Here is a 20,526-nt window from a genome sequence, read left to right as displayed (position 1 = left end):
TCGACCTTGTCTTAATTATGATTTGGGCAAATGCCTAGGACCTTGTCAGCAATTGATCTCTGGAGAGGATTATGCGGCGATGCTTCGGCAAGTAGAACTACTACTGAAGGGAGACTTCTCTGATTTGCAAGCAATCCTCAAACAAGAGATGCAGCGCTATAGTGACAATCTTGAATACGAAAAAGCTGGCAAAGCACGCGATCGCATCAAAGCACTGGCAACATTTAACGAAAGCCAAAATGTAATTTCAGACGACAAGAATCTGGATCAAGATGTTTTTGCATTGGTGAGAGATGATGATACTGCATGTCTTCAAGTCTTTAAGACTCGCGGGGGGCGTTTGATTAATAGAGATAGTCTGGATTTGGATTGTGCAATGCAAGATCCTGAGTCTGAGCTATATGAATCAGCCTTATTGCAATATTATTCACAAGTGCCAGATGAAGAGCTACCAAGAGAATTAGTAATCAATATAGAGATAGAATCGCCTGATGCTTTTGCTGATTGGTTGACTGAGCGCAAGGGCTCCAAAGTCAAGATCATTAAACCACAACGCGGAGACAAGTTTGCTTTGCTCAAACTCGCCGAGCGCAATGCCCGTTTGATCATGGATAAAACCAAGCTTGAACAGATGGAAGATGCTAGTAAGGATATAAACACCGCTCTTGCAAATCTTGAGCGTGAACTTGATTTGCGCACTCAGCCGCAACGTGTTGAATGTTTTGATATTTCACATATTCAAGGCACCAATGTTGTTGCTTCAATGGTTTGCTTTATTGATGGGCTTCCTGACAAGAATGAATATCGCCGTTTTAAATTAAGTGTTGATCAAAATGATGATTTTGAATCGATGCGTGAAGTCGTTAGACGCCGTTATAAGAGCAAAGAAGCGCTTCCAAACCTGATTATCATTGATGGAGGTAAGGGACAAGTGAACGCCGCTTATGCAGTGATGAAAGATCTTGAGCTTGACTATATTAAGATGGTCGGACTTGCCAAGCGTGATGAGGAGTTGTATTTGCCTGGTGAATCGAGACCAATTATTTTGGATCGCAAATCACCTGAATTATTTTTTGTACAAAGAATTAGAAACGAGGCTCATCGTTTTGCTGTGACTTATCATCGCCGCCTCAGATCCAAGCGTTCTCTTGCTAGTGTGCTGGATTCGATTCCTGGGCTTGGTCCGAAGAAACGGGTTTTATTATTAGACAAGTTTGGTTCATTGGGCAAAATTAAAGATGCTAGTTTAGATGATTTGGCTAGCTTGCCTGGGATTACTGAGGCGCTTGCTAAAAAGATACAGGCAGCTATTTGAGTATAGTAAATCAAGCAAGCCTTCTTTATTCTTGGCAAAGGCTTTATTGGTTTACTATACAAAAGGGTGCACAGACACCCGGGTCAGGTGTCTGTGCTTAGCCATAACGTGGCTTTCGTAAAGTCCTCCTTTATTGATTTGGCTCCTTGCGGAAACCTATTGAGTCTAAGCTATTACTTCTTCTTCAATTTCTTCTTTAATTTCTTCTTCGCTTTCGTCTTCGTCCATGTCAGCAAAGTCTTGAGGATCGACTCCTGTTGCTACAGCTTTTTGGGCATCGAGTTCAGCCTTGATTTTGAGTTCTATCTCGTCAAAGACTAGAGGTGTTGCTTTGAGGGCAATAATAGAGTTGTCTCTTCCTTGACCGATTTTTTCACCGTTGTAGCTATACCATGCACCTGCTTTTTTGACGATATCCATATCGACGGCAGAATCAAAAATAGCTCCGTGAGTATTAATTCCTTGTCCAAAGATGATGTCAAACTCTGCAAGCCTAAATGGAGGTGCAACTTTGTTTTTGACTACTTTAACTTTGACTCTGTTACCGTAACCTTCACCATCTTTTTTGAGGGTTTCGATACGTCTAATATCCATTCTGACACTTGAGTAAAACTTGAGTGCATTACCACCAGAAGTAGTCTCAGGTGAACCAAACATTACACCAATCTTGTATCTAATTTGGTTAATAAAGATGATTGTGGTATTGGTTTTGGCTGCAATTGCTGTTAGTTTACGAAGAGCCTGCGACATAAGGCGAGCTTGAAGACCAGGCAAGGAGTCTCCCATCTCGCCGTCTATCTCTGCTTTAGGAACGAGGGCGGCAACCGAATCGATGACTATTACGTCAACAGCAGCAGAACGAACCAAGTGTTCTGTAATTTCTAGAGCTTGTTCACCAGTATCTGGTTGTGAAACTAAAAGATCATCTGTATTAACTCCAAGAGCTTTAGCATAAACAGGATCAAGTGCATGCTCAGCATCTACTATTGCAGCGATGCCACCTTTCTTTTGGGCTTGAGCACAGATAGACAGAGCAAGAGTGGTTTTACCAGATGATTCTGGTCCGTAAATCTCAATAATTCTCCCTCTTGGAATTCCACCGATACCAAGACAAATATCAAGAGTAATGGCACCTGTTGGAATTACATCTATTTGTATTGGTGGTTTATCACCAAGACGCATCACAGAACCCTTGCCGAAGTTTTTGTCTATCTGCGCTAATGTCGCAGTGAGTGTTTTGAGTTTATCTGTTTTGCTTTGTAATTCTTTATTCATTTCTTTATCCTTTGTTGCCATGCTATTTCTCCTTTATATTTTAGCTTTATCTAACTGGAATTAATTTTGAGCTGCGTTATTGCCGAAGAGTTCTTGATAATAGTTTTCAGTATCTTCCAGCTCATATTGCTTGATTATCTCTATGATTTTCTGGTTTATATTGATTGTTTGGTTGTTCTCGTACTCTCGTAAGCTCATACAAAGATACTAGCACGTACGTAAGGGTTGTGCAAGTACTTTTTGCTTAATTAATTTTAATAAGTCTGATCCTGACCATTGTAATTATTTAATAATTGATGCTTGACATAATACTCATGGCTGGGCTAGTATTGTCATACAGATTAAAGGAGAAAATATGAACACAATCAACCCAGGACATAGAAGAGACAAGACACCAGTAACTACTGGAAATGATGAAGCAGCTCAATTTGCAGATGCAGTAAACAGTGCATTTAGCAGTCCTGCAAAATCAAGTAGTGCACCTTTACCTATACCAGCAGATGATGAAGTAGATGCTCAAGAATGGCTACGTAGACATGCTAAAGATTTGGCTGAGTTCAAAATTGATGGAGAAGATGATAGTCATACCTTAGTTAGATTACCTGAGGTTGAAGTTGAAAGAGCTAAAGTGCAACAGAATGCAATCGCACTTCGTGTTTCACCGACAACATATCGCGCTGCTGAAGCAGCAGTAGCAAATATAAACAATAATAATGGAGTGATTATAGTAAATAAAAAACCTTTAAATGCTAATAGTACAGCAGTTAATACTAATGGGAAGAGAGCACTTGTGAGATCCAATGGTGGTAAGAAAGATGGACCAGTTGAATTAAGGTTGAGAGCAAAAGATTTTATAATGAATGACCCTGTTACAGTAAGTCAAATTAATCGTATTGCTGATACTTATGCTCTTGACGTTAGTGTTGTGGGAGATATCAGATTTACTATTGAAGAGTTAGCTGATAAATATAATTTAAGTCTTGGTGAAGCGGCTGATGCATTAGTTACTTTTAATAAGGTAAGACCAGGACAATTCATGGGATCAAAACGTATGGATATTACAAGAATACCAAGTTTAATTGAAGATTTTAATTTAGAGTCACGAGTAATTCCTAGTACTGTTCAAGATCGTTTAGCAACTGGTCTCGTTGTAGCTCATGAAGCATTTGTACCATTGTTTTTAAGAAGCTTTGTCCAGACTGCAGGAGATACAGAGGAGGGTGCTGATGCTTTGCATCTAGCATTAAGTTCAATTTCTGAAACTATCGAAAAACAACTGCCGATTATTAGTTTAGCTTTGGAAAATAGTTCTATGGTTAAGAGTAAGGCTAGTGTTGGATCTGATGAGGAAGCGCCTACCGGAAGAACTGCAAAAATGACTGCAACTGAAATGTCAGCTTTGTTATTAAACAATTGGTTGAAAGACATAACTGATGGTTCAAGTTTGCAAGATCTTGATACAGCGGTATTAGACATTAATGCAACTTCAATGGATAGATTAAAACGACTCATGGGGCTTGAGAATGCAAAATCTTAACAAACTTGGTTTGGGCATAGCATTAGTTAAGAGATTTCAAGATTCTAGAAATCAAAGAGTGGATATGGAGGGGCTGGGCAAATTTGTTCAGTCCATGATTAAACTCCAATCTCGAACTTTTCATGATGATGGTAGCTACCCAAATAGAACTGCTTTTCAAGAAGTTCAGGAGATTGGTGCTGCTTTGGCAAAACCAGGGTCGTTGGCTAAAGAAGTTCAGACTTTACTTGCTTCACCTGCTGATCAAGCAACAGCAACAGCAGAGCTGTTTCAAGGGATGATTGCCAAATTGAAAGCAAGGGAAGTTACTTCTAATAAGCAGTTAGTTTCAGTTCTTGTTAGTACCGTTAAAAGTCCAGGATTTTTGAATGCGTTCTATAATCAGAGATTGGCTATTGATACAAATGTAAATCGAGCTTTGTCTGGTGAATTTTCTATGGGCTGTGTAGGTGGAGAAAGGTCTGGTATGCAAGAAAAGATCAAGGTATTTAAGAGTGCTAGTTCTGGTGCTTTGAAGTCACAAGACTTGACTGAAATTGATCCACGTTTAACAATTGAAGAGCTAAATAGATATAGTCCAAAGAAAAACGAAGTGGTTTTGGATGATCCAAGTCAAGATAGTACAGAGTCTTCTGCCAAATATGGTTATAGGAGATTTAAAACTCAAAAAGAGGAGACTTTAAATCCAAGCTTGAGAATTATAGGATCGATTGATACCAGAGACTTTGTATATGATACGGCTGATATTGCAGAATTAGAGAAGCTATTGCATGGTGGTAAAGGTGAATCAAAAAAGCTTGGAGTTAGTGGCGGAGCTTCAACAGAGTATAGTTTTGCTATAAAAGACTTCCCGCAGATCATGCGTTTTTATAGTCCAGAGATTAAGGATGCGAATATTGTCTTGGCTATAGATATTAAAACTGACCGAATTCAATTATTAGGTATTGCTCGTACGATCAAAATATAAAGGGAGATTATATAATGGCTGATTCTGCTAATCCTATTAGTGCATTAGGCTTAAATTATAGTCAAGTACAACGATTTAAAAATAATGAAGTCGCTTTCTTTGATTTTATGGATAGTTTATTGAAAACGCAACTGCGTTATTTTGCTCCTGATGCTGTGCCAAACAAGCTTGATGAGGGGCATACTCACTTTCAAACACTTGCGACTTTGAGAAAGGTGTTTCTTGGGGACAAAGAGACTACTAATAAAAAAGAACTGGTAAGAGAATGGCTCAGAGAACTGAGTGTAGACCCAGAATACGCCAATCAAGTTGATTTATTAAGTCTTATTACTGCAATGCAATTAAGAACACAAAAAACGAATCAAGGGATACAACAAACTAAACTTGAACAATTAGAGCAGCATGCTTTAGACGACAACCTTGTTTTATTTAGTCGCAATCTTGAGAAAACAAGGTTGCTTGTTGATATGGGCGGTATTGATTGTGAAGTTAAATTCGGAGCTGATCAAAAATTGACAGTCACTAAATTAAAAGAGCAAACAATGTCAATTGCAGCGTATACAGCACTGGAACCTGAACTTAGTCCTTGGGTTGTTAGTGATAATGCCGATCTTACTCAACAAAAATCTCTCAAGGTCTTAGTGCCCGATGGTAAGCCTGAAGTCTTTTATGATTTGCGTCCAGTAGGCTTTTTGGAAATCAATCGTAACATAGCAAATCGAAGACTTAAGCAAAGGCAGAAAGCAGGCAAAGGATCTATTGCTCCTGGACGATTAAGTCGCAAATTTGTTTTAGATAACGTAGATAGTATTCATACCAACATTATGAGGATTACTAGATACATCACTGGACAATTAATTCTGGCAAAACCCAGAGATAGCAAAGCTACTGAGTTTTATATCGGTGGAACCATTTGCCGTGTCAAGAGAGGCTTGTAGGATGCTTGGTCCTGTTGATGACAATTCTAGGATAAGAGCAAATCAAACATCTGATTTGAATACAGCTAGAGCTCGGCTTGTTGACAAGCCTAGCCACGTTCAAGAGTTGAATTGTTTGTCTGCTGCTGAGCCTGCAGAAATTATAGAGCCCAGTTCGCTTAGTCGAGAATTTGGTGCAAGTCCAAACTTGCCAAAAGCAAAGCTCGCATCGCTTGATCAATATCTTTTGTTGAAATTGAAAGCTACTGATTTACCGGCTTGGGCTAAGCAGCTTTTGACTGAGAGCAAGGGGCAGGTAAGGAAGAAACTTGCCCCCGTACTATCTGATTATTTTAAAGAAACTGGTTTTTTTAATGCTGCTGATTTTATGGTTCTAGAAAGGTTGTTTCATTTTTTGGGGCGTGCTAATGAGACTGATAGACAGAGAGCGAAGGCTTTTGAGTTTTTGACAAAGGCATATCCCGAACTGAATAAAACAAAAACTCAAAATCATACATTGTTACTGCAATTATATTCTATACGCAAACAAAATGATGCATTTGCAATTCCCTATCCAGAGTTCTTGTCTTTACTGGCTAAACATATCGAAGGTTGTGATCTTAACAATTTTGATGCTACTAAGCTTCGTTTTGATCATCCATTGCTTAGTAAGTTATTGGATACAGCTCAAAAATATTTTCTTCTAGCAAGTACTAGCTTTGATACTACAGTGAGAGGAGTCCGAAAGAAGGAGACTTTTCTGTTCCGTTTTAAAAATGATGTTCAAGCAATGAGTGATTTTGACTTGGATGTTGATGCGCTAGAATCAAATGGACCGACCAAAGACGAACCAGTGCCCACCGGCAATAGTTGTTTGCGTTCTTACCTGCGAGGGTACAAAAGGGATTATAAATTATCTGTGGCTCAAGATTTATTTCGCTTGTTGAAAGAGATTAATAGTCACTTAGGCACAGATTATTCAATACAGGGGCAGATGTATCAGATTGAGGACTTAGTAAAAACACTTGAACCGGTAGTTGCCCGTTGTTTGGAGGCTTTGAACAACACTAATGACACTGAATTGGAGATGATTCAAGCTGAAGCAATAAAGGCTACTAGGTCTCCTGCTCAAAAAACACAGTATGCCAAAACAGTTCAATTTGCTCATAACTTAAAGAGAGCTTGCGCTGGAATCATTAGAGAGCTTCAATTATTAAAACCTGAGTTTGCTAATTATGAACAAACACAAAGGTCGTATCAATATCTAGATCCATTGAGTGGTATTCAAGTCGATATTTTACCAACAGCAAAAGAAGACAATGCAATAAACGGTTATAGTGGAGAGTATCTTATTAATTATTTTCAACCTCTTGAACGTTTTAAACTATGCTGTCAAAAGAATAGTAGCCAGATATATACTCAGAATAATCCCAATCTTGCTATTCTTGAAGATCCTAGTGTTGGTTTTGCTTTAGTGTTTTTCATAGATACAGATTCCGCAAAATCCGTTATTGACAATGGGGTTAATATCGCTTCTGCTTTAGTTCAATTTGCAAAGACGCATGGTATTCAGACGATCTTAATTTCAAAAATAAATTCTTCCGCTTCTGGATTTGTCACAAGTAGTGCTCAGTCAGCGATTGAAAAACAACTATTGTTACAAGATCCTAGTTTGTCTGTTATTAAGATGAATCATAACGAACATATAGGGAAAGGAGCTCATCCTTTCGTTAATCACCGTATCGCTGAAGACAAGGAGATACCTTGTAGTAAGTTAGACTTGGCTGGAATGAATGAATCTAGAATTATTGCAGGCTTCCAGATATATAGGGATATCATTAATTATCAAGATTGCCATAAAGCCGAGTTGGAAGTTTTGGCTAAGAAGTTTGACAATACCAAATCGACTCTGCCCTCCATTGATCGTACGAATAGAATGCTTGGGCGAATGATTTCAGAATTGTGTCAATTTCCACTTGTTAAGCCTGATTCTTTGCTTTCATTGCTTCAATTTAATCATGATATAAATTCTTTGGATCAAGCTGAGTCTTTTAGTCCTGAAACCTCTTTATTATTATTTGCCAAATTCTTGACTCTTCGTATTGATGAGCTTGATCAGCCAGGTCTTCGTAAATTATTGGCAGATTTCTTGGATCAATATTTAGATCTAAGGTTAAATAAGGGAGAGCTTTTAGATAATGATTTGCAGCAAAGTGTGATAGTTTTATTACAAAGATTAAGTAAATCATGGCATAGAAATGCTTCTTTTGATTTATCTTTCACGGACGATTTGCGGGATTTGTTTTTGAAATTGATAATGCTTTCAAAGCCTCAGCCCCAATCAGGTTCAGCTCAGGGCACTTCACAGAAGAAAGATACGGTCAAGGTTGCCCCGGCTGTTGATCTTGATACAAAAGAAGCATTGGTTCCTGTATATGAAGGTCAAGGTTTTAGAGTCATTGTTACAAAAAAAGGCAAGAAGTTAACTCCAAGTCTCGTTCATGAGAATTATTTAATGCATTGGGATCCAAGCTGTAGCGTGGTTGAGAAGAAAAGGGCAGAGGGTTTAGTTGTTGCAGAAACAAACAGTGCAAAGATAGAGATGTCAGAGCCGGAAGAAAATGTATCCGTTGATTATGGCAAAATTGCGCCTTGTGGCAAATGTGAAACGCCCAAGATTGCAAATTGGTATCAATATAGGATACACTGAAAAATAGACTTTCTCGCGCCTTATGTGACACGTGCTCTGCACGGTCACAACCTTTTATCAGGGACCCGACTAGAAAAACTTCGTTTTTCAGCGTGTCCTATAAAGAATGACTCTTTACCTAAAATTGGCTTGAAATCTAAGTCTGGTCTCTTAAAACCCTCTCAACAAAGCCGCCGCCGCAACCTTCTCTAAAGCAATAAAGTAAGCCGCCTGCCGAGTTCCAATACCCTTCTCTTCGGAAACTTCAATGACGTCCCAAAATGCTTTGACCATGCGCTTGTCTAGCTCAGCGACAGTAACATCATAATCCCAATAAAACTGTTGTAGGTTTTGTGTCCATTCGAAGTAACTAGTAATCACACCACCTGCGTTACAAAGAATACTTGGAGCAATGAAGACTCCTTTGTTATAAAGAATCTCGTTTGCTTCAGCTGTAGTCGGGCTATTAGCTGCCTCGAGTAAGACGGTTGCCTTGGTTCGCTCTGCAACCTCTTTGGTGATTGCATTTGAAAGAGCTGCTGGGATTAAAACATCACAGTCAACGAAAAGCAAATCATCACGTTTGATAGATTTGCAGCCGGCTAATTTGCTTAGATCATCGGCGTGTTCTTGTTCGGTCTGCTTGGCAGCTTCAACATCAATACCATCCTGATTTTCAATTGCACTAATTGCATTACTGATGCCGACTATCTTAGAACCTAGTTCAGCACTGATTATGCGCACAGCATGGTAACCTACATTACCAAAACCTTGAACAGCAACTCGTAATGATTTAGGATCGATTTTATTGAGCTTGCAATACTCGCGAAGCATTATCGCAACACCGCGCCCGGTAGCTTCAAGCCTTGCGGCGCAACCACCAAGCTCTACTGGTTTGCCTGTGACGACAGCCAGCGGAGAGGTTTCTGAGTGACTCTTGGCGTACTCATCATAGATCCATGACATCACTTGGGGATTGGTGTTGACGTCAGGTGCTGGAATATCAATATGCGGTCCAATATTATTGCCAAGATGAGAAACCAAAGCTTTGGTTAATCTGCGAAGTTCATGTTCTGATAAATCTTTGGGATTGACTGCAATACCACCCTTGGCACCGCCAAATGGAATATCAACAAGCGCAGTTTTCCAGGTCATTAGATTAGCCATGCTACGAATCTCAGCAAGGTCAACATCTTGGTGATAACGCAAGCCGCCCTTGAAAGGACCACGGGCATTGTTGTGTTGTACTCGAAAAGCCTTAACTGGCATTAAGGTTCCGTCATCACGACGCAGTGGAATCTCCATGGTGATTTCGCGCTTGCAAGTATTGAGGTAAGACAATAAAGTATCGTCTATCTTTTTATTCTTATGCATTCCATGTTGGCGATTAAGCAAAAAACAAGTCTGTGCGTTATAACAAGTCTTGCCTCCTGCTGTGTATTCAGGCCATTCTTTTTCTGTCATCTCTTCTTTTATACCCTGATTTGGGCTATCCTTAGATAATAATTCTTGTTTCATTTTCTCAACTCCTTTGTTAAGTAGCTATAATTTTAAAACAGTTCATGAAATTAATACAGTATTTAAAAGAAAAACATGATGATTTAACTAATCGGTCAATTAAACGAGCCCTTGAAGCTGGTGCTTGCACTGTTAATGGCAAGATTGAGCGTTATGCCTCAGTTGAAATCAAGCCTAAAGATAAGGTAGTGTTTCGCAATATTGAGACTAAGGCTAAGCCAAGGCTGGTAATTGAAGATTCTCGAATTATTTACCAAGATGATCAAGTGCTCGTTTATAACAAAGACGCTGGGCACGCAATTATGTCCACCGAAAAATCTAATGAAGCTAATCTCACTCAAGAGCTCAAAAAACTCTATCGCTATATTGAGCCAGTGCATCGTCTCGATAAACAAACAAGTGGACTTTGTCTTTTTGCAAAAGACAAAAAATCATTGACTGAATTGATGCGTCAATTTAAAGATAAAGAAGTCAAGAAACAATATGAAGCTATTGTTGATGGTCACTGGAAATTAGAAGCTAATGGCAGAATAGAAAATGAAATGGAAATGGCGCGCAAGATTGGTGCCATGCAAGTTTGGCAAGTCGCCAAAAGAGCTAGTCATAAATCCAAGAAAGCAATTACAGAATACCAGTTGATAAAGAACTACAAAAAATATGCTCATCTTGCTTTGAATCCTGTTACTGGTAGGACCCATCAATTGCGGGTACATATGGCTCACCTTGGTTATCCGATTGTGGGTGACTCGGTTTACGCTGAATCATTTCGTTCTGGTTTGCTGATTGAGAGACATCTTTTGCATGCAATTAGCCTAGAATTTAGGCAGCCATTAAGCAAACAGCGTATTAAGCTCACTGCACCTAGACCAAAAGAACTACTCGAATTGCTTTAGATTTACAATTAGATCTTTAGTCGGCCACGCTAATAGCCGATATCTCTTAACGTGGAAAGGATATTTTATATTTTGCTTTTATTGTTAGGTTTGAGACGCAAGCTTGTGCTGTGTACAATTGGCTTAGTTTTATTTTTTAATCCATTAAGTGCACAAGCAATTGCTTTTCAGTTGATGGCGTCCAAGTCCGAGCAGCGCTCTGAACTGGTTGGTGAATGGGAAGTCGAGTCTTCAGTCACTTGGTCTGATTGTAAGTATGTTGCTGAAGGTAGTTCAGCTGTCTCTAAGATACGCATCAACGATATCAACGGTAAGCTTTATCCTGAGTGGCAAGCAAATGATTGGCACTTGGTTAGAAATAGAGTAATAGATTTTAATTATGACAACTCTTTACATTGGGAAAGAGAGAGTAAATTGGAAGACGCCGGTGATTACTGGTTTGTAAGGACTATTACCGATTTTAGATTTGATGAAGCTGGAGATTTAGTTGCCAAAGGTCATGTCAAGCAGTACTTGAATGGTGCGTTTGTTGGTGCGTATATGACAGAGTCGAAATTATCGAAAATAAATTACAGCGCATTGGCAGACTAATGTCACTTCTCTGCGGCTACTATAGCTATCGTCCCCAACATTATATCCTTAGTAAAACTCCTGGTGAAACCAAGGCTATAAAGTCCTTGTGATAGTTCTTTTTGTAAAGGCCAAGTCTTGAGTGAATCAGAAAGATATTGATACGCTGCTTTGTCTTGTGCAAAAAGCATACCGATAATTGGGATTATTTTTAATAGAATATTTTTGTAGAGCCAGTCTACCAGAGGGATACTGGGGTGACCAAGATCAAGGCTGACTAGTATGCCGCCAGGTCTAAGTACTCTTTTGATTTCCTCACAAGCTTTGAGTAAATCATTGACATTGCGCAAACCAAAACCGACTGTAACTGCATCAAAGCTATTGTCTTCAAATGGTAGTGAGAGTGCATCTGCTTCGATCATTTGTAACTTGGGTGGTGGTCCCTTGAATTTTTGTTCTAGTTGTTGATATCCCACTTGTAGCATCTGAGCGCAGGAGTCAACCGCGATTACGTCTTTGACTGCTGGATTTGCTATCCATAGCTCAGCTATATCACCAGTGCCAGTGCATAGATCTAATACTTTGGCGTCTTTGCGTTTGATTGCCTTGGCTGCGATTGCGACAGCTTGTTTTTTCCATTGTCTATGCAAAGACAATGTCATCACATCGTTCAATAGATTATATTTGCCGGCTATGCGGCTAAACAAGTTGTGAATAAATTTGGGTTTATCCATCTCTTTATTATAGCTCTAGTCTTCAAGTTTGTTTAAACTGCTGTCTCTACTTGATTCTCAGCCTCTTCTGCTGTTGATTCTGTTGTGCTTGTTGCAGCTTCTTGGCTCTGTGCTTCTGGACTTTTTTCCTTAACATCCTCTTGACCTGGCAGATCACTAAATAAATATTGGGGATCAACAATGCGTCCTTTTACCATTAAAGCTTTTTCAAAGAAATCACAAAGGTAAGACCAAAATTCTAAGAATGATTTACCTTCAGTTGCTAGTAATATTGCAGTAGTCTTAAAGCTTCTATCTATTTTATCAGTAGTAATTTTGCCGAGTATATCATTAATAATTTGTACTTTTTCATCATCTGTTGGATTATCGAGGTTGATTGAAAGTTCATAATCACCCTTCATACTACTGGCAAGAAGTTGTTTGAGTTTAAGATTTTTTTGTAAATCAAGACCAGACGTCGATATCGAACCAAAAAATGCAACAGTAGGCAAGATTGCTAATTCTCTAAGCGTTTTTAAGAATAAACGAAGACCGTTTTGCCCTTCTTCATCAAGATTGGTTTCAAAAATATGTAGTAGATTATCTACGTAGACTAGAGCCGGCTTTGCATTGCTGATAGTACTAATTAACTTATTGAGTTCTGGTATGTTGTAGATCATACGAGCAATGTCGATGTATACCAAGCTTCGATTCTCATTGGCAGCTAGAGCTCTCAATAAATAGAGCTTCTCTCTGTCGCTTGTACCAGTAATTAATTTGATGGTATGAGATATTCTACGTTCCGATTTGTTTGCAGTGGAAAAATCTCTTTCCACAATCACCCTTAGTCGCTTGTATTGTTCTAATAAAGAACTGGCTACAGATTTGGTTTTACGTAATTTCTCTATGACTACGGTATCAGAACTAAATTCAAGGTCTTCGGCTTTAACTTTGGATCTGAAAATAGTCATCTCTTCGTCTGTTACATAGTTCCTTTCTTGTAATGCACTTCTGAAGGCATCTTTCGCAGGTTCTTTGATATTGAGAATATCTAACAATTGTTCATTTTCAAATTTTTCTGTTCTGTCAGCAACTAATCCTGTCAATAAATTCATGTATAGTTCATAAGTTTTTTCTTTGTAACAAGCTTCAAGTAAAAGACCCCAGGTCTCTTTGTGTCCTTTACTAAAGTCTTTGAAGCTATAGAAGAGGTTTTCAAGTACGTCTTCACTCTCTTCATTAATTGCTGGGACTTCATCCTGCAAAAAATACCTTAATACTTTGGGATATACGTAGTCCGAAATATCTTTGTCATTGTGTTCAGCAATAATTTTGATCAATTCTTTCCTAAATACTGCGCTATAACTGCCATTACACAATGTTGCTATTATGCAATCTCTGGTTTCTCTTGGAAGTATTTCCATTTGTTTATAAGTCTTAATGATCTTGATTCTAAAGTTGTCGTAAGTAATTTTGGCAGTATTTCTTTTTTGACTAAAGTATTCTAGTTCTTCTTTTAAAATTTTGGCACCTCTAATTAGGTCTAATCGAATTAATGAAGCAAGAAGTTGTGAGTAGAAAAGTTCAACGGTTTTCAAGGTCCCTAGATGAGACCGAACATTGTCCAAAAATTTACTTAATGTATCAAAACTATCTTGGCGCTTAAATGCGGCAACTGCCATAATGACATCTTTGGCACAAAGCCCTAGTTTTGGTGCAGGACTTTCTAAATAGGTTTGCAATTTTTCATATGCTTTGGCTTTGGTCTCTTCGTTTTGTGAAAGTATCCATCTAATCCATTGTTCAGAGCTTTCATGTTGGTATTTATAAAAAATCTTGTACAAGGGTTGATTTGATGCATTAGCATCATTACTATGTCCTCCACCAAGCTGTGCGTCCAGAGCTTTTTGTATCATCGGAGCATACTGAAAGACTAACCAGGTTACTATTACAATCCCGACTATTTCTATTAAGCTGGTTGTTAAATTTAAGCTATCCATTAGACTCCCTGCGCAAGTTCCGTTTATTTACACTAACGGAACTCGTAGTTCCTACCGTTCCGACCTTTTTTGTGTCGACACCACTAACAAAACTTCGTTTTGAAGTATGTCTAGTCCTCTCATTATTAGAAGCTATCTAGGTCTTCAATATGAGTCGTTCCCTATCAGGTATCATACCCATAGTCTAGGTAAATATAACTATTTTCTTGAGGAAATTACTTAAGCTGCTATTAACCTTGGTGGAATATTAGACCTGTTTCGAAACAAAGTTTCGATGTACAGGTCGCTCAAAAAAAGGTAGCAACCGCGCGGAATGCGCGTGTTGCCATTGGAGATAATTCCGACTTTCAAAACAAGTCTATTGTTGGTCTATGCTGTTTTGTTTGTGTTTGCAAGTACGGGACTTGCCGCTGTACTAGGATTTTGAGCAAGTAAGGCGTTTCTGATTTCGGGAAATGGGATTTCTATATCACCTTGTTTGGTATTGAAGTGACCAGCGTCTTGGACGGTTAAAAAGCTAATTTCGAAGTGATCTTGTAGATTTGGCGGTAATGTCGCTTTGTGAGCTTCTAGAGTTTGTTGTAGTTTCTTTGCTTGTTTTATCGAAACAAGTTTGTCTTTGATGCCGTGAACTATCATAATGCGGAATTTTGTCCATGGCTGTGCTGGCTTTGCAGTAATATTCTTGACTATATTGTCCATTGTTGTACATAGGTTTGCGCCAGTGTCCCATTCGTTTTTGAATAATTTATTAGCGTAACCTCTGAGCATATTTGCAAATGGTCTTAGTGTTGTTTGTGGTAGCTCACTGCAGACGCTATCAAAGTCATTCCAGCCAGAGGCGCAAATAAAGTTGCCACTATTAAAATTGGGGTTCGTAGCACTCAGTTTGGCAAATGCATTTGCCCCAATTGCGCTACCAAGAGAGTGACCTAATAGATTAACTTCTGAATGATTTGCAAATTGTGCTTTAAGCATTTTGATTGCGTCAGCTATTAGCGTTTTGCAGTGGACCGTTGCTTGACCAAAAGTGTCTCCGTATCCGGTGTAATCGCTCATGCTAACGGGGATGCCGTGTCTGACCAAATCTTTAGCTCCATTTGATTTATATAAAGCTGAAGTTCTAATTCCAGAGAGAATTGTCAAAGGAGATGTGATTGCTTTTGCTGGCGTGATGTGAAACTGAGTCAAAGGCGGTCGATTAGCCTCAGTACGAAGAAGTTTGGTTGTAATGTTTAGATCAGGGATATCTTTAAATATCGTTTGTATATGCTTAAGGGTAAGTGCTTCTCTTGCAAAAACTGACCCTGTAAAAAAGCGTTGTTCAAGATTAAAGAAATCTAAAAGTGGACTGGTTGTTGAACGGACGAGGGGGCTAATGGAAGATGCTAATGCTGGTGCTTGGTGTAATAGTTTAACTGCTCTATCGACTGCCTTAGAGTTGCTTAGTCCTGATGTTGCATCCTTGAGTAAACTTGAGAGTACGTTTTTTACGCCACCAAAAAATCCTGGCTGGCTTGGAGCTGTTGGTACCGGCATGTAATGATGCGGAGCTGCTAGTGCTGCACTCGTCATTTGTTTAATTCAGCGCACAACAATAAGTCGTGGCTTATCTGTCCTTTGTCCTAATTAATATAAATTCTAACAGATTTTTTATATTTCTGTGGGTAAATTCCTCAAACCTCACCGATACCCCACCCCGGGCGGGGTATCGAGCTTAAAATAATTTCATTCAAGTCTTGCTTTAGATTGCCGATATACTAAGATGTAGATCAATTATTAAGAATATCTAATTTTCGGACGTTATTTTGTCCCCCATTTGGTGTATATAGAGGACATCGGGGGAAAATGAATGCTTACGGGGATTAGCTTTAATAGTTTTAGTACAGTTTTTGGAAATGCCTATAATCAAACTAACCGGACCTTAGGTCAGGCAATCGAGCGATTGTCTTCAGGCTTGCGGATTAACGGAGCAGCAGATGATGTTGCAAATACAGCTCGAATTCAGTCTTTGACTTCTTCGATTAGAGGTTATGAAGTTGCAGAGCGTAATTTAGGTGATGGTGTTAGTTTAATTCGAACAGCAGAAGCGGGTTTGGGTTCTATACAAACTGAGTTACAGGAGATTCGTTCACTTGCCGTTCAGGCAAACAATGATACTTTGGGCACTGTGGAAAAACAGGCGATTCAAAGTGAAATAGATTCACGTTTGAGTAATATTGATGATATTTCCGGCGGCAGTAGCTTTAATGGAATTAAATTATTAGATGCAAGTGCCGGTACGCTTAATATTCAAACTGGCACTGATTCTGGCGACACAGACTCCATAGATTTGAGTGGTAGTTTTGATTCTGCTTCAGCTAATGCAGCTGGCAATATCAATGAAGGTAATGGCGGCGGGGCTTTAGGGGAAGCATTAAACAATATAGATGTAGTAACAGGCAATCTTGATGACATTATCACAGGACTTGATAATGCCATTGACAATGTCGCCGCTGCACAATCAAGTTTGGGAGCAAAAGAAAACGCTTTTGTTTCTAAGAGTCAGTCCATGAGCGGCAGTAGAGAAGCGGCTTTGGCGACTAGGTCACGATTGCGGGACGCAGATTTTGCAAGAGAGACCAGTATTGCTGTACGAGGATTCATTCTTCGTTCTAGCACAGTTGCAATGAGCAGTCAGCGGCAAGCTAACGCGTCTCTTGCACTAACACTTTTGCCGATGGTGAGATAGGGGCATTCTCTCATCACTGGTGATATGTAGTAAGACTACTTCTGGGGGGGGGAGTAAGGTTTACTAATTCAGACCGATAAAATCCAGAGAGCTGTCTATCCAGGCAGCTCTTTTTTTATGCATGCTGGGAAGTGACTATCTAGCGACTAATCATATCTTCAACAAGCTGCTCCTGCTCCTTCAAGCCAAACTTGTCAAAACCTGCAACTCTTCTTTGCCGATTGATCTCAAATAAAAATATAGCAGCTGTCACTGACAGATTGAGGCTTTGGATCATACCGTTCATTGGGATGGTAACTAAGTTATCACTAAGTTCGATTGCTTCTTGACTCAAGCCGGCATGTTCGTTGCCAAAGACAATTGCGATCTTCTCTTCTGATTTGGCAAAGTTGCTTTGGTAAATTGATTTAGCTTCTGCTTTAAGCACTGTTGCATAGCTCGTATAGCCATCGGTTTTGAGCTGGTCGAAACAAGCTTGAGTGGAATCAAAAATCTTATAATCAACCCATTTGTTTGCGGAGCTTGAAGCGAGTTTGCCCATCTTCTCTGGATTGAATTGTTTTTCGTTTTGGAAAATGATATAGATAGTTTGAATACCAAAACAATCACAGGATCGAATTACCGCTTGTGCATTATGCGGGTCGTGAATGTCTTCAAGCACGACTATGCCTTCTTGTCTTTCGGAGACCACTGCGGTTATTTTGGTTAGGCGCTGTTCTGTGACCATTATTCTATTAGACTTCCTGCGAAAGTTCCCTTTATCTTTACTAACGGAACTAGTGCACCGCACTGTTCCGACCCTTTTTGTGTCGACATCACTAGCAAAACAGGGTTTTGCAGGATGTCTATATTATTTTAGCCTAAATCATAGCAGCGTTAAATACTTTGTATCTTTTATTTATGTATGCTTGGCTTGTTTCAGGGATACTGCGAAGAGGACTAGTCTCTGACAGGCTTTCAAGGAATGTATCGATAACGACATAATCAATTGAGTATTGCTGAACAAAGTCACGAATATAATTGATGTCTGTAGTTGCGTAGAGCTGTGCCAAATTGTCGACTCTTGTTTTAACTTCCTTATAGTAGGTTTGGTGAAAAGGGATATTGGTCTCACTACTTGCTATCACCGAGCGATAAGCAAAGGCAGGTATATTACTTGCTAGTTTGAGCGGGGCTGCGATCATTGATTGCTTTGGTGTAGTTTCCAAGAATTGATGTAACTTACGCTCAGCTTTGCTTAGATGTATCAAATCCTCTCTCCAAAGAGGTGCGATGGCTAGGATCATGACAATAGCTACAATCCAAGTGATGATTGGACGTTTGCTGCAGTCTGATTCTAGTTTAAACAATAATGCACCAATTAGATAAATTGGCACAAGAGGCAAGGTGTATGCAATATATCTATGTGGTAAATAAAGATAGAAGAGATTGAGATACGCAATCACAAAGAGAGAGAGAGAAGCTATCGCGCTTGACCAAAGATAGCTTGGGCTTGTGATTGTTGTTTTAGAGACGTTAAAGAATTTGCGAGAGATGGAATAGAACAAAACTAATGCAGCAATAATTAGAATCAGTATGTATGAGCAGTCCCAAAACTTGATAAAGCCATTTGTGATTAATTCAAGACTAATGCCATTTTGATAAAAACTAAATGGCACTACAAAGACACAGGCTCTGCCATCTAAGTAAAACTCTGGCATCTTCACTGCTTGATCCAGTGTGGTCATTGGACCAAAACCCGGTACTTTGAAATAAATATATCTAAAGTAGAGAATGATTGCTGATACTAGGAAGCTGCCAGTCAAAGCCTTTGTAATGTCTTTGATTTTTTCCTTCAAGAAAAACCTTGTTCTGATTAATTCGATGATAAGGGTTATTAATGAAAGAAAACAAGCAGTCGGGTAAATCAATGCTTGTAAAGCAAAACAAAGAACCATACTCTTCCAGGCTCTTTTTGCAAGGAAGTAGAAAAACATAAAGAACAAGAGATAAAAGAATGCACGAGCTAATCCACCAGCCATATATTTCATTGTCCAAATATAGAGATTGAAAACAAATGAAACCCAAAAAGCATAATTAGATCCAGCATGAATTTCAGAAGCTTTGAAGAGAAAGTAAGTTGTAGCCATGATTAAAATGAATGGCAAGTATTGTGTAAGTAATTTTGGATCAGCAAAAAAACTAAATGATTTATAGATCAAGCCAACTATCGGTGAGATCATGCTCGGTTGAGTAAAGTATGCAGCTATATAATCATTTGCAAAATAACTGGGGTCGAGATATTTTGCCATGCCATAGATTTGATTACGCACATCGTCATTGATGGCATAGGTATCAAAAAATACTCTATGCTCAACAAACAGTGCAAGGCCAAGGCTTATAAGCAAGGAAAAAACTAATCTAGGGTTAAAAGGCACCGGTTTATTATACTGCTTCAGTACATCATTGATTTTATTAGACATCATACAAAACTCCGTTTTGCTGGTGATGCTGAGATAAGAAGATTCTGACTGTGCAGAGCACGTGTTAGAGTAGGGTTGACAAATATGTCAAATAAAAAAACTCAGAAATTTAACCGATGTGTTTATCTTGAGTGTGGCTAATTGATATAGAAATCTCTTGAAAAATATTTTTTTTCATCTTGTACCAATACCGGTTGATCAGATAGTTGGAAGCTCATATGATGTTTTTCATAAGTCGCCAGCACACCAACGCAAACTATTGGCTAATCCTGCCAATCTTCCTCATCAAACACAGATTAATCTTGGAGAAGAGACTTTGGATTTGCTGGTAACTGCTGTTTACGACGAAAATAAAGAATATCTTGGACCCGTGGTAACTTGGTCAGTAGTCACTGATAGATTGGCTCTTGAGAAACGTACTCTCGATAGTAAAGATAGATTGAAAAGTACTGTAATGGGACTTGTTACTGATACGGGAAACGCTTCTGAGCAGCTTGCTAAGTATATTACAGGTGTTGTAACAGCTACTGAAGCAATGGTCTCAAGTATTGCTGAAATTTCTTCAAACACGAAATCAGCAGCGACTATGACAAAAAAAACAGTCCAAGAGGCTGATGCTGTTCGTGTAATTATGACGGATCTAGAGAAATTTAGTAATAGACATCACTAGCAAAACTTTGTTTTGCAGGATGTCTATTCAACAACAAACAATTTCTGCCTTAAAGTCAATTGCAATTACTACAGAGTCAGTTGAATCAATCAATGAAGTTGTTACCTCTATTGCAAGTGCTATTGAAGAGCAAACAGCTGTAACTAATGAGATTGCTCGTAGTATGGAAATGGCTAATGGACAAGTCGTTACTGTAAGTAGCAGTATTGGCCAGATTGGCGAATCTGTCGAAAGTAATATTGCTCAGATGGGTTAATTCTAAAAACGTT

At 39.0% G+C, this 20,526-nt stretch carries 18 protein-coding genes; 10 read left to right on the top strand and 8 right to left on the bottom strand.

Annotated elements, in window-relative coordinates; genetic code table 11:
- Positions 1-1,315: excinuclease ABC subunit UvrC (uvrC, locus tag O3C63_03915; GenBank protein ID MDA0772071.1), on the top strand; the 1,315-nt coding region annotated here is incomplete at its 5' end.
- A gap of 165 nt (positions 1,316-1,480) precedes the next feature.
- Here uvrC and recA read toward each other — a convergent pair.
- Together recA and O3C63_03905 are read right to left on the bottom strand one after the other, a co-directional pair.
- Complete coding sequence (recA, locus tag O3C63_03910) at positions 1,481-2,590, bottom strand: recombinase RecA (protein MDA0772070.1); 1,110 nt, start codon at positions 2,588-2,590, stop codon at positions 1,481-1,483.
- Between the two features lie 60 nt (positions 2,591-2,650).
- On the bottom strand, positions 2,651-2,788 hold the full coding sequence (locus O3C63_03905) for a hypothetical protein (GenBank protein ID MDA0772069.1): 138 nt from the start codon (positions 2,786-2,788) through the stop codon (positions 2,651-2,653).
- 157 nt (positions 2,789-2,945) lie between these two features.
- Here O3C63_03905 and O3C63_03900 point away from each other — a divergent pair, with 157 nt between their 5' ends.
- The 4 genes from O3C63_03900 (at position 2,946) to O3C63_03885 (ending at position 8,721) form a co-directional block, all read left to right on the top strand.
- Positions 2,946-4,127, top strand: coding sequence for a hypothetical protein (locus tag O3C63_03900; GenBank protein ID MDA0772068.1), 1,182 nt, complete (start codon positions 2,946-2,948; stop codon positions 4,125-4,127).
- A gap of 94 nt (positions 4,128-4,221) precedes the next feature.
- Positions 4,222-5,094, top strand: coding sequence for a hypothetical protein (locus tag O3C63_03895; GenBank protein MDA0772067.1), 873 nt, complete (start codon positions 4,222-4,224; stop codon positions 5,092-5,094).
- Positions 5,095-5,108: 14 nt separating this feature from the next.
- Positions 5,109-6,032, top strand: a complete 924-nt coding sequence (locus O3C63_03890) for a hypothetical protein (GenBank protein MDA0772066.1) — start codon at positions 5,109-5,111, stop codon at positions 6,030-6,032.
- Entirely contained in the window at positions 6,013-8,721 is a 2,709-nt protein-coding gene (locus tag O3C63_03885; GenBank protein ID MDA0772065.1) for a hypothetical protein, read from the top strand. Before O3C63_03890 ends, O3C63_03885 begins: the two co-directional genes overlap by 20 nt.
- Positions 8,722-8,871: 150 nt before the next feature.
- On the opposite strand, the gene O3C63_03880 is transcribed toward O3C63_03885, so the two are convergent.
- A complete protein-coding gene (locus O3C63_03880) occupies positions 8,872-10,164 on the bottom strand; it encodes a glutamate dehydrogenase (GenBank protein ID MDA0772064.1) in 1,293 nt (430 codons plus the stop codon).
- Positions 10,165-10,262: 98 nt separating this feature from the next.
- Here O3C63_03880 and O3C63_03875 point away from each other — a divergent pair, with 98 nt between their 5' ends.
- Complete coding sequence (locus O3C63_03875; protein ID MDA0772063.1) at positions 10,263-11,111, top strand: RluA family pseudouridine synthase; 849 nt, start codon at positions 10,263-10,265, stop codon at positions 11,109-11,111.
- Positions 11,112-11,216: 105 nt separating this feature from the next.
- Positions 11,217-11,702: a hypothetical protein gene (locus tag O3C63_03870; protein ID MDA0772062.1), complete on the top strand. Its 486-nt coding sequence runs from the start codon at positions 11,217-11,219 to the stop codon at positions 11,700-11,702.
- Positions 11,703-11,704: 2 nt separating this feature from the next.
- On the opposite strand, the gene O3C63_03865 is transcribed toward O3C63_03870, so the two are convergent.
- From O3C63_03865 to O3C63_03855, 3 genes are all read right to left on the bottom strand, one after another.
- On the bottom strand, positions 11,705-12,415 hold the full coding sequence (locus tag O3C63_03865) for a ubiquinone/menaquinone biosynthesis methyltransferase (protein ID MDA0772061.1): 711 nt from the start codon (positions 12,413-12,415) through the stop codon (positions 11,705-11,707).
- A 32-nt stretch (positions 12,416-12,447) separates the two neighbouring features.
- Entirely contained in the window at positions 12,448-14,394 is a 1,947-nt protein-coding gene (locus O3C63_03860; protein ID MDA0772060.1) for a hypothetical protein, read from the bottom strand.
- 369 nt (positions 14,395-14,763) lie between these two features.
- Entirely contained in the window at positions 14,764-15,969 is a 1,206-nt protein-coding gene (locus O3C63_03855; protein ID MDA0772059.1) for an alpha/beta hydrolase, read from the bottom strand.
- A 277-nt stretch (positions 15,970-16,246) separates the two neighbouring features.
- On the opposite strand from O3C63_03855, the gene O3C63_03850 reads away from it, so the two are divergent.
- Positions 16,247-17,125 (top strand): flagellin, encoded by an 879-nt coding sequence (locus O3C63_03850; GenBank protein ID MDA0772058.1) that lies wholly within the window; start codon positions 16,247-16,249, stop codon positions 17,123-17,125.
- A 139-nt stretch (positions 17,126-17,264) separates the two neighbouring features.
- Here O3C63_03850 and O3C63_03845 read toward each other — a convergent pair whose 3' ends face one another.
- Together O3C63_03845 and O3C63_03840 are read right to left on the bottom strand one after the other, a co-directional pair.
- The gene (locus O3C63_03845; protein ID MDA0772057.1) at positions 17,265-17,852 is read right to left on the bottom strand and encodes an RNA methyltransferase; all 588 of its coding nucleotides are present in this window, start codon (positions 17,850-17,852) and stop codon (positions 17,265-17,267) included.
- Positions 17,853-17,985: 133 nt separating this feature from the next.
- Positions 17,986-19,590 carry a hypothetical protein gene (locus tag O3C63_03840; protein MDA0772056.1) on the bottom strand — a complete coding sequence of 535 codons (1,605 nt, stop codon included), beginning with the start codon at positions 19,588-19,590 and terminating at the stop codon, positions 17,986-17,988.
- Positions 19,591-19,744: 154 nt separating this feature from the next.
- On the opposite strand from O3C63_03840, the gene O3C63_03835 reads away from it, so the two are divergent.
- Together O3C63_03835 and O3C63_03830 are read left to right on the top strand one after the other, a co-directional pair.
- Positions 19,745-20,257, top strand: a complete 513-nt coding sequence (locus O3C63_03835) for a hypothetical protein (GenBank protein MDA0772055.1) — start codon at positions 19,745-19,747, stop codon at positions 20,255-20,257.
- 19 nt (positions 20,258-20,276) lie between these two features.
- The gene (locus tag O3C63_03830) at positions 20,277-20,513 is read left to right on the top strand and encodes a hypothetical protein (GenBank protein MDA0772054.1); all 237 of its coding nucleotides are present in this window, start codon (positions 20,277-20,279) and stop codon (positions 20,511-20,513) included.
- The last annotated feature ends 13 nt before the right edge of the window (positions 20,514-20,526 follow it).

The sequence above is a fragment of the Cyanobacteriota bacterium genome, from assembly GCA_027618255.1.
GTDB lineage: Bacteria > Cyanobacteriota > Vampirovibrionia > LMEP-6097 > LMEP-6097 > JABHOV01.
The sequence above is the reverse complement of the archived record's forward strand: the minus strand, read 5'-3'. Positions and strand labels throughout refer to the sequence as shown.

Excerpts from the sequence above, each read along its gene's own strand:
- recA (MDA0772070.1), bottom strand. The coding sequence starts at position 2,590 with ATGAATAAAGAATTACAAAGCAAAACAGATAAACTCAAAACACTCACT.
- O3C63_03905 (MDA0772069.1), bottom strand. The coding sequence starts at position 2,788 with ATGAGCTTACGAGAGTACGAGAACAACCAAACAATCAATATAAACCAG.
- O3C63_03900 (MDA0772068.1), top strand. The coding sequence starts at position 2,946 with ATGAACACAATCAACCCAGGACATAGAAGAGACAAGACACCAGTAACT.
- O3C63_03895 (MDA0772067.1), top strand. The coding sequence starts at position 4,222 with ATGATTAAACTCCAATCTCGAACTTTTCATGATGATGGTAGCTACCCA.
- O3C63_03890 (MDA0772066.1), top strand. The coding sequence starts at position 5,109 with ATGGCTGATTCTGCTAATCCTATTAGTGCATTAGGCTTAAATTATAGT.
- O3C63_03880 (MDA0772064.1), bottom strand. The coding sequence starts at position 10,164 with ATGACAGAAAAAGAATGGCCTGAATACACAGCAGGAGGCAAGACTTGT.
- O3C63_03875 (MDA0772063.1), top strand. The coding sequence starts at position 10,263 with ATGAAATTAATACAGTATTTAAAAGAAAAACATGATGATTTAACTAAT.
- O3C63_03865 (MDA0772061.1), bottom strand. The coding sequence starts at position 12,415 with ATGGATAAACCCAAATTTATTCACAACTTGTTTAGCCGCATAGCCGGC.
- O3C63_03860 (MDA0772060.1), bottom strand. The coding sequence starts at position 14,394 with ATGGATAGCTTAAATTTAACAACCAGCTTAATAGAAATAGTCGGGATT.
- O3C63_03855 (MDA0772059.1), bottom strand. The coding sequence starts at position 15,969 with ATGACGAGTGCAGCACTAGCAGCTCCGCATCATTACATGCCGGTACCA.
- O3C63_03850 (MDA0772058.1), top strand. The coding sequence starts at position 16,247 with ATGCTTACGGGGATTAGCTTTAATAGTTTTAGTACAGTTTTTGGAAAT.
- O3C63_03845 (MDA0772057.1), bottom strand. The coding sequence starts at position 17,852 with ATGGTCACAGAACAGCGCCTAACCAAAATAACCGCAGTGGTCTCCGAA.
- O3C63_03840 (MDA0772056.1), bottom strand. The coding sequence starts at position 19,590 with ATGATGTCTAATAAAATCAATGATGTACTGAAGCAGTATAATAAACCG.
- O3C63_03830 (MDA0772054.1), top strand. The coding sequence starts at position 20,277 with ATGTCTATTCAACAACAAACAATTTCTGCCTTAAAGTCAATTGCAATT.